This is a genomic window from uncultured Parabacteroides sp. (genome assembly GCF_947855115.1).
GTDB lineage: Bacteria > Bacteroidota > Bacteroidia > Bacteroidales > Tannerellaceae > Parabacteroides.
Genome location: NZ_CANTZW010000029.1, coordinates 43,968 through 53,381, shown reverse-complemented (window position 1 = coordinate 53,381; position 9,414 = coordinate 43,968). Strand labels below are relative to the sequence as shown.

General features: G+C 42.4%; 4 protein-coding genes, 1 tRNA gene and 1 pseudogene. 1 reads left to right on the top strand and 5 read right to left on the bottom strand.

The features are described from left to right. The first annotated feature begins 359 nt into the window (after positions 1–359). Positions 360–447, top strand: a tRNA-Ser gene (locus Q0110_RS15175). 135 nt (positions 448–582) lie between these two features. Here Q0110_RS15175 and msrB read toward each other — a convergent pair. The 5 genes and pseudogenes from msrB to Q0110_RS15150 form a co-directional block, all read right to left on the bottom strand. After that, positions 583–1,026 (bottom strand): annotated as a pseudogene (gene msrB / locus Q0110_RS15170) (peptide-methionine (R)-S-oxide reductase MsrB); the annotation flags it as partial. A gap of 396 nt (positions 1,027–1,422) precedes the next feature. After that, entirely contained in the window at positions 1,423–3,201 is a 1,779-nt protein-coding gene (locus tag Q0110_RS15165; RefSeq protein WP_297908223.1) for a RagB/SusD family nutrient uptake outer membrane protein, read from the bottom strand. Positions 3,202–3,240: 39 nt separating this feature from the next. Beyond that, the gene (locus Q0110_RS15160) at positions 3,241–6,531 is read right to left on the bottom strand and encodes a TonB-dependent receptor (RefSeq protein ID WP_297908220.1); all 3,291 of its coding nucleotides are present in this window, start codon (positions 6,529–6,531) and stop codon (positions 3,241–3,243) included. A 379-nt stretch (positions 6,532–6,910) separates the two neighbouring features. Beyond that, the gene (locus tag Q0110_RS15155) at positions 6,911–8,554 is read right to left on the bottom strand and encodes a diphosphate--fructose-6-phosphate 1-phosphotransferase (RefSeq protein WP_297908217.1); all 1,644 of its coding nucleotides are present in this window, start codon (positions 8,552–8,554) and stop codon (positions 6,911–6,913) included. A 139-nt stretch (positions 8,555–8,693) separates the two neighbouring features. After that, complete coding sequence (locus tag Q0110_RS15150) at positions 8,694–9,413, bottom strand: hypothetical protein (protein WP_297908214.1); 720 nt, start codon at positions 9,411–9,413, stop codon at positions 8,694–8,696. Between the last annotated feature and the right edge of the window lies 1 nt (position 9,414).

The window sequence follows — 9,414 nt, the reverse complement described above, 5'->3', positions numbered from 1 at the left end:
AAAAATGATGTTTCGTTTGATATTCATAATTGGGTGCGTTTGAAATTCTACACCCAAATATACACCCAATATTTGGAATAGCAAAAGATATTCAGAAAGATTTAGATTTACTATGTATTCCAAATTGTGTGTGATTATCAGTAATTTGCAATTTTATGATATTTCTTGAATGTATAGGTTCGAGAGCCTGTCTTTCCGCTGAAAGCAACTAGAAATAGTTGCTTTTTTTATTTCTACCTCACCATTTATCCTCTCAAACACAAGCCCTGAATTCTCCTAAAAAGATAAAAGAAAAAGGAACCGACCCCTTGCATATTTGAAAAAATTCAATACCTTTGCACCCGATTTCACAAGACCTTGGAGAGATGCTCGAGTGGTTGAAGAGGCACGCCTGGAAAGCGTGTAAACCCCTAAAGGGTTTCGCGGGTTCGAATCCCGCTCTCTCCGCGATAATATTGAAATATCAATTACAAGACTTACCCCCTTTTAACGTAAAAGCAGGAAATGAGATTTATACCCAATACGGTATAAAGTATTCACTTAAAATAGAAAAAGAAAAAACTAAATCATATAAATTTATTTTCATAGCAAATCCAGATATTCCTCATATCCTTCCTCACGCATCTTTTCTTCAGGAATAAAGCGTAAAGAGGCACTATTTATACAATAACGCAAACCACCCTTGTCTGATGGTCCATCCGTAAAGACATGCCCCAAATGGGCATTTCCCGTATGACTGCGAACCTCAACCCGTTGCATACCATACGATGTATCCCGATGTTCCGTGACTACATCCTTCTTAATGGGTTTCGAGAAACTTGGCCAACCACATCCGGAATCAAACTTATCTGTCGAGACAAATAAAGGCTCTCCGGTTGTAATATCTACATAAATACCTTTACGATGCTCATTCCAATACGCATTCTGGAATGGACGTTCAGTGGAGTTCCGCTGGGTTACGGCATATTGCTCCTCTGATAAAACGGAGCGCAACGTCTCATCATCGGGTCTCTGATAAATTTTACTGTTTTTGGGCATAGTATCTTCTTTCTTTATTTTAATTGTATCGGACTGGGCCTTACTGATTAATGGCCCTAATAACAATATGATTAATAAAACTATTATTTTCATCTCGACATATTTTATATATAACAAAGACGACGTAGTTTTTGTTACCTATACCGAGCCTCCTTACCGGATAAGCGATGTAACGCTCAATTTACAAGACAACAAACCTTACATAAAAAAGGATTTTCATCTTTTTACCTTATCAAAAAAGGTATAACCAAGATAAACCCAGCTTTACAGGATAAAATAAAAAAGAGAGAGAAACCACATATAGGTCCTCTCTCCCCTTTTATCTTATCCAGAACTTTCTCTTTCATTTATTAAGAAAGCCCTAAAAGAAATCTATGGAATCTATTATCTCCAAGCCTCCGGTTGTACCAAGTACGGAGTACCTGTAGCCGGATCTGTACCCATTGTTAAAATCTCATTATCCGGAATAGGCAACATTGTCTTTTCGGCAGGCAGATAAGAAGCTCCGGCAAACTTAGAGATATAATTCTTCTCATAATCTATATAAGCTTTGATCTCGGCAGCCATCACATCACCACCCCAACGAACCAAGTCGAACCAACGTTCACCTTCCATCGCCAATTCTAGTTTACGTTCCATACGAATAGCCTTCTCGCACATGTCTTTGTTAGAGAACGCCGCATGAGAAGAGGGATATTCAGCGATTTTATAATTAGCGGCAGGCGTGCCATCGGCTTTCTTAGTGATGTTAACCTCCAAGGCCGCACGACGACGGATCTTATTCACCTGTTCCATCGCCTCTTTCAATTGCCCGTCATTCGCCAAACACTCCGCATACAACAACGTCAAGTCACGAACGTTCAAATATTGGATATTCATAGCCGAACCCGGAGCCCAACCACCATACATGCGGTACATTCCGGCATCTTGCTCTGCCTTACTTAGAATAAACTTCTTAGGAAGGAAAATACCACCATTCACGGGGTTACGTACCCAGTCGTTTGCCGGTTCACCCCAATCTTTATAAGGTATACCATAACGACCGATAGCGAAATCCAAACGAGGATCCACCGCAGCATCACTATTGATAGCCAAGACAGCCCCGGTTACCTCGGAAGGATTACGTTTTGACACAGATTCTTTCGTGCGATACTCTCCGTTCAAATAAGGCAAACCGTTTTCGTCTACCTGGAAAGAATTTGCCAGTTCATAAGAAGGCTGGAAGAAGCCACAACATCCTCCGGGACCCGAGTTATGCGGATAACACAATGTCAAGCAAGCCTGAGCGTTATTCTCATCGGCCGCAGAATATTGGATAGAGAAAATAGACTCCTTGCCATTCTCAGTCAAAGCATTAAAGTTATCGTAGATATAATCCTCCAAACCTAAAGATATTCCGCTTGAGTTCATTCCATTCTCCAAAACATCCTTCAAGATCGGCTTAGCTCCCTTCATATCCTTACGATACATCATGATTTTCGCCTTCAAAGCCTTTGCCGCCCATAGATTCGCACGGCCAATCTGCCCGGCATCAGCATCCGCTAAAGTTTCTGGCAACCCAGCTATAGCTGCGTCCACGTCGGCGATCACATTCTCATAGATATCCTTGTCGTTATGTACCAAAGGATTATTTTCCTCATAAGTATCATCTATCCAAGGGATATACGGACCAAACACGCGCATACCCTCAAAATACCCCAACGCACGCAGGAATCTCAACTCCGCCGTACGTCTGGCACGGGTAGCGTCATCCAAATCTTCTGCCAAATCCATTGTCTGAAGAGCCAGGTTTACACGTTTAGCCATCATATAAACCCATGCCCATTTCTGGTCAAGATATCCATTCGTAGACATGGTATTATAAAGCTCGATCTCATTCACCACAGACTGGTCACCAGGGTCAGACCCCTTATTGGCATCACCTCCATAAATACTTCCCCATACCCAGTTAAACGGAGATGCCTGATAAGGATCTTTATTCTCTACCGGGGTAGATAAAGCCGCATAAGCGCTGGTTGTAAGCAAATCCACACCTTGCGCATTAGCCAAGGCTTCCGGGGTCAAGGCTCCTTGCGGTTCCTTACCTAAGAAATCATCGCCGCAAGAACCTAAAGTCAGCATTCCGGCAAAAGCTAACGCATATATATATTTGTTATGTCTCATAATAAAATTCATTTAAAAAGTTAATCAACCACACTTTTTTTAGAAAGCAAAATTCACGCCGAACAAGAAACGCATTGTCGTAGGCCATCCCCCCATATCGACACCTCTCTGCAAGTCTCCACCACTCTCTTTGCTCATATCGGCGTTTGTATATTCAGGATCCAAGCCATCATAACCGGTAATTGTCAGCAAGTTCTCAGCTTGTACATACAAACGTAAGTTTTGAATACCAACCTTAGATAATACAGTCTTCGGAAGCGTATATCCTAAAACCACATTCTTCAAACGCAAGAAAGAAGCGTTCTCCACATAATAGGAACTTGAGTTTGTACCAGAATAGGTATCACCATAGTCAAGAACCGGCAAAACGGCATTGCTATTATCCGCACCCGGCTTCCAAGACAAATCACGCATACGTTCAGACTTATTACCCTCGAACAACCAGAAATCCGTAAAGTACTTATTATTATTGAACAAGTCATTACCGATCGTCGAGTACCAGAACATCGTGAAATCCCAGTTCTTCCAAGTAACCGTAGCGTTCAACCCGGCAATCAAGTCCGGATGAGGAGAACCGATAAAAGTACGGTCACTCTCTGACAGCTTACCATCTTTATCCACATCCTCGAACTTAAACTTGCCGACCCATCTCTTTGCGGACTCAGCGTCTGTAACCGTTTGTCCCAACGGAGGCAAAGCCAACACCTCTTCTACGCTCTCGTAAAATCCATTTACCTTATAGCCATAGAACTCAGAGATCGCATGGCCCTTGGTTGTACGGGTCACGTTGCCAGAAAGACGTGTACCACTACCCCAAAGAGAAGCATCGTCAGACTCAGAGATCCTCAACACCTCATTCTTATAATGAGAAAGATTCAGGTTAATATCCCAAGACCAATCGCCTTTTGAATCCCGATAATTTAGATTCAAGTCAACACCCGTATTCTTGATATCACCGAAATTAATATACGGCTTGCCAATCTCAGGATTAGCCAAAGCAGAATATTGGGCCTCAATCAACATATCTGTAGTCTTCTTCCAATACCACTCGGCACCGATATTGAATTTTCCATTCAAGAATGTAGCGTCCAAACCGACATTCCACATCTCGGTCGCCTCCCATTTCGTATCCTCATTACCATATTTATCAAGAATATAACCATTTACGGTGGAGGTATTCATTCCGTTAAAATCATATCTCGAACGTTTCGGGTACGTACGATATTCCATCGCATAATTCGTTTTACGAGGAACCTCAGAGTTACCAGTTTGACCATAACCAACACGTAGCTTCAAGTCGTCCAGCCAGTCACGGGTATTTTCCATAAAGGCCTCTTGAGAAATACGCCAACCTAGAGAGACAGACGGGAACACGCCATAACGGTTAGATTCTGAGAAGCGAGATACACCATCGCGACGGATAATACCTGTAAACAAATACCGGTCATCGAAAGAATAATCCACACGCCCGAAAATACCGAACAAGGCGAACTCTCCTTTATACTCGGAATCAGCGATACGCTGGTTATCATTCTCTCCCATATTCAAGACCCAAGTATCGGTATTATCCTCATATAAATAGGTATAACGACGTCCTGTCATCTTCCGGCCCAGACCATCACGAATAGCTTCCGTTCCCAACAAGACGGTTAACCTATGCACGTCGTTGAATGTCTTATTATAAGTCAACGTATTAGTCCATACCCAACGATAATTGAACTCCGAGACCTCCTCCAAATTATTCTGTTTTGTATCCTCCGAGAATTCCGGCGTATACTTATTCATGCGATATGAATAATTGTTCGTATAATCCAATCCGAAATTCGTACGGAACGTCAACCCCTTTATGATATCAGCCTCAGCCCATAAATTTCCGAAAATACGATTATGAGAATAAAAATTATCCTTATTCCGGACTTGGTTCGCTACCGGGTTCTGGAAGTTACCGGTACCGGCAAATTTCGAACCGGCAAAATTACCTTTGATATCATAAACCGGTACATAAGGAGACGCACGATAACTCCAAGAATAAGGATTTGATTCCGCACCATTGGCACTCAACCCATTATCTTTCGTGAAAGCATAGGTCATGTTCTCTCCTACACGTAACCAATCACGCACGTTAAACGAGGTATTCGCACGTACTTGATAACGTTGGTAATACGTATCTATCACCGTACCATCTTGCTTGAAATAGTTGGCGCTCAAATTATACTGGCCTTTTTCCGTACCACCCGACAAACCGATCTGGTGATTCTGGATCATCGCTACCCGATCGATCTCATCCCACCAGTTCGTATCGGAGAACGGGGCATATGTATTACCCGGGAAACTGTAATCACTCGGATCTATATCTTGGGAACCATTCGCCCCTGCCTGTGTCAAATAATTAGGGATTATCGGACGTTCACCTGTACCGAACTGTACATGGGAAGGATAACCACCCGCATTGGTCAAATCGATCTGATTCTTCTTAGCGTCCCATTCCAAATTCAAACGATCCATGGAATTCAGTACATCATATCTCTTGCCTGTCTTTTGCAAGCCGACATATCCGTCGTACGTCAATCTGGGTTGTCCGCTTTTCGTACCTTTCTTCGTCGTGATCAAGATAACACCATTCGCAGCCTGCGCACCATAGATAGCGGCAGAAGAAGCATCTTTCAACACCTGCATACTCTCGATATCGTTCGGGTTCAACGAACTCAGATCTTGATTACGGGTGGAAACTCCGTCAATTACATACAACGGGCCGTTATCATTCACCGTATTGATACCACGGATACGAACCATAGAAGGAGAACCCGGCGAACCGGTCTGACCGATATATACACCGGCAGCCTTACCTTGCAACTGTTGCGTAGCGGAAGATCCGGAAGAAGCTAACAAGGCCTCGGTATCCACTACCGCCACGGATCCCGTAATATCTTTCTTCTGCTGCGTTCCGTAACCTACTACCACTACCTCATCCAGGTTCTGCGTATCTTCTTTCAATACTACATTTACCACTTCACCTGAAGCGGGAATTTGCTGAGATACATAACCAATGTAGGAAACAATCAAAATGGAATTGGGCTCAACTTCCAAGGAATATTTACCGTCAAGGTCGGTAATCGTACCATTTGTAGTACCCTTCACTACAACATTTACACCCAAAAGGGGCTCCCCCTTTGCGTCTGTCACCGTACCGGTAACTTTTCGAGCTTGTTGAGAGATTGACACATTAGCATTAGATGCTTGGATAGGAGGAGTTACACCCGCACCGACCATAAGGAAACAAAGTGCCAAACCCAGCCCGCTTTTAACAAAAGCCAACTGTTTGTTCATCATAACACAAAAATAGGTTAACATTAATATTTATATCCACACTTCGGATATGGTTACAAATATAAATTATTATTCTTAAAAAGAATAATGATATACATATTTTTTTCATATATCCTCGAAATTCCCGATATATATACATACAAACATAAGCAGTATATCTAAAAAGGGTTATTCTTGTTAACAAAAAGACACCTTTGCGAGAAGTAACAATATGTTAAAAAACATGTTTAAAAACATCATCTATTCCTAATTTTCCCAAAGTCATTTAACCTGATAACCAATCCATAGCCAGAGAATAGGCAAGGAGATTCATATAAAAGAAAAGAGGATACCCAATAGATGGCATCCTCTCTCTCGCTTATATATATTAATGTAAAGTCTATTAAGCTTGCTCCAACTGCAAAGTCTTAGTCGGCTGGTCGCAAACCTCCGTCGGACCGAAATACTGGATCGGACCCGGATATACGTAGCTAGTAGTCAAGGCCCACTCGTCACGCTTGGCGGCGAATGTCTTGAAAGGAGCACCGTCAAGCTTAACCAAAGCCTTCTGGATAACCGGCTTCATCTCGCCATGACGTTTTTCCATGTTCATCATCATAGTAACAGGGATACCACCGGCGATCCATTGATCAGCGGGAGCGGTCGTGTTACGTACGGAAGACATGTAACCCGTCTTTCCTGCGGCGATCAAGCAAGATGCCGTGTAACCCAAAGAGTAGCAGTAGTCTGCATCGTAGTTAGACGGAGCGGCGCAACGACCCTCGTAACCGAAGAAGTGGTGTTGTGCGGCGAACTTGCCTACGTACTTGCCCTCGGCTTTCCACTCAGCCAATTTCTTACCAACCATCTCCGACAATAATTTCTCAGTCTCGATCAAAGAAACCTGTACGTTTCCGTGCGGGTCGCGATCCAAAGACAACTGACGAGCTACACCTTCTGGAAGAGAAGCATACAGATCTGAGTTCTCTTTCGTCAATTTGCTGATGATATAAGCACGTTGCTCGCTCTTCTTGATCATCTTGAACTCTGCGTCATGCTTAGCCAAGAAATCGTTCAACTCTGCGATCAAGCGTTTCATGGCCGGAACGAACTCAATCAAGCCCTCAGGGATCAATACCGTACCGAAGTTGTTACCCTCGGCAGCACGCTTAGCCACGATATCCGCGATATAAGTAACGATATCATCCAAAGACATATTCTTTTCCTCCACTTCCTCGGAGATGATACAGATGTTCGGTTGAGTCTGTAAAGCGCATTCCAATGCGATATGAGAAGCCGAGCGACCCATCAACTTAATGAAATGCCAATATTTCTGGGCTGAGTTACAGTCACGTTGGATATTACCGATCACCTCAGAATAAACCTTACAAGCGGTGTCGAAACCGAAAGATGTCTCGATCTGAGCGTTCTTCAAGTCACCATCGATAGTCTTCGGACAACCGATTACCTGTACACCGGCACCGATCGCCTTGTAATACTCGGCCAATACGCAAGCATTCGTATTGGAATCGTCACCTCCGATAATAACCAAAGCCTTGATATCTAGCTCCTTCAAGATTTCAAGACCTTTATCGAACTGCTCTTTCGTCTCTAATTTCGTACGTCCGGAACCGATCATATCGAAACCACCCGTATTACGGTATTCATCGATAATATCAGCCGTCAGTTCCATATATTTATGATCAATCAAACCGCCCGGGCCAAGGATAAAACCATACAGACGAGAATCTGCGTTGTGGGCCTTGATACCATCAAACAAACCAGCGATCACGTTGTGACCACCGGGAGCCTGACCACCGGAAAGGATCACACCTACATTCATAACGGGCATAGCCTTAGCCTCATTACTCTTCTCGAAAGTAATAACCGGCATTCCGTAAGTGTTCGGGAACAATTTCTTGATTTCTTCTTGATCGGCTACTGATTGAGTATACTCGCCGTCAACGGCTTTCACTGCACCTTTCAACGCAGCGGGTACCTTCGGTTGGTAAGCTGCTCTTGCGATCTGTAATGCACTCTTTGTCATTTCTTAATTGATTTATTTAGAAATTATTTGATACGTGTTCAAAAGTGACGCAAATATAAGGAAAAAAATCCGTATTAATAAAAGAGAAGGGGGATATGTTCATTGAAAAATCACCCTAAAATTGGTTCCGAAGGAATGATTAACACTTTACAAGCCGATTTCCTAAAACAGGTCTGACAATATAGGTCAACTCCTTCATCGTCCGCCCCAAATACATAAAACCGCTCGATAATATAATCTCCATTTTATCGTCTATTATAATATACCTGTCATGATGGGTGAGCAACGAATTATTTCCCCTGAAGCTCCATTGCGGACAATAAGTCCCCAAGGCTATTATATCACTCATAGCCAGCTGATCCGGATGATAAATAACCTCCAATTCCTTTCTTGGCAAAAACAATTTTAGGATATCCGTACTTTGGTTTAAATACTTATCGTATAAACACACCTTTTTAGCTCCTTTACATAAAGACTTTATATGCATGCAAGCTTTATCCCTAGGTGTATCTCTATAATAACATCCGGCTATATAGCTGCTGATAGGGTCTGACATGATACTCACATAAGGAAAATCCACATTATCATCCAAAGATAATATTAATTTATAATCGGTTTTCTCTGCCAGTTCTTCCAATGATTGTTGTCTAAAACCCGCTTTATATAACGATATATGAAGAGAAGGAGAAACTTCCTTATCCACCCCTATATTAACCAATTGCCTCACGTTTGTCAAAAACTCACCTGTATAAAACTTCAGCAAATGTGATATAATTTCTTTATCATAATTTTGATGTGTTTTAAACAGGTAATATTGCTTATACAGAACATCAGACAAGACAAAACTATATTTTCCCATA

Bases quoted from the DNA above. Each gene is read 5' to 3' on its own strand.
- Q0110_RS15150 (WP_297908214.1), bottom strand. From the start codon at position 9,413: ATGGGAAAATATAGTTTTGTCTTGTCTGATGTTCTGTATAAGCAATAT.
- Q0110_RS15165 (WP_297908223.1), bottom strand. From the start codon at position 3,201: ATGAGACATAACAAATATATATATGCGTTAGCTTTTGCCGGAATGCTG.
- Q0110_RS15155 (WP_297908217.1), bottom strand. From the start codon at position 8,554: ATGACAAAGAGTGCATTACAGATCGCAAGAGCAGCTTACCAACCGAAG.
- Q0110_RS15160 (WP_297908220.1), bottom strand. From the start codon at position 6,531: ATGATGAACAAACAGTTGGCTTTTGTTAAAAGCGGGCTGGGTTTGGCA.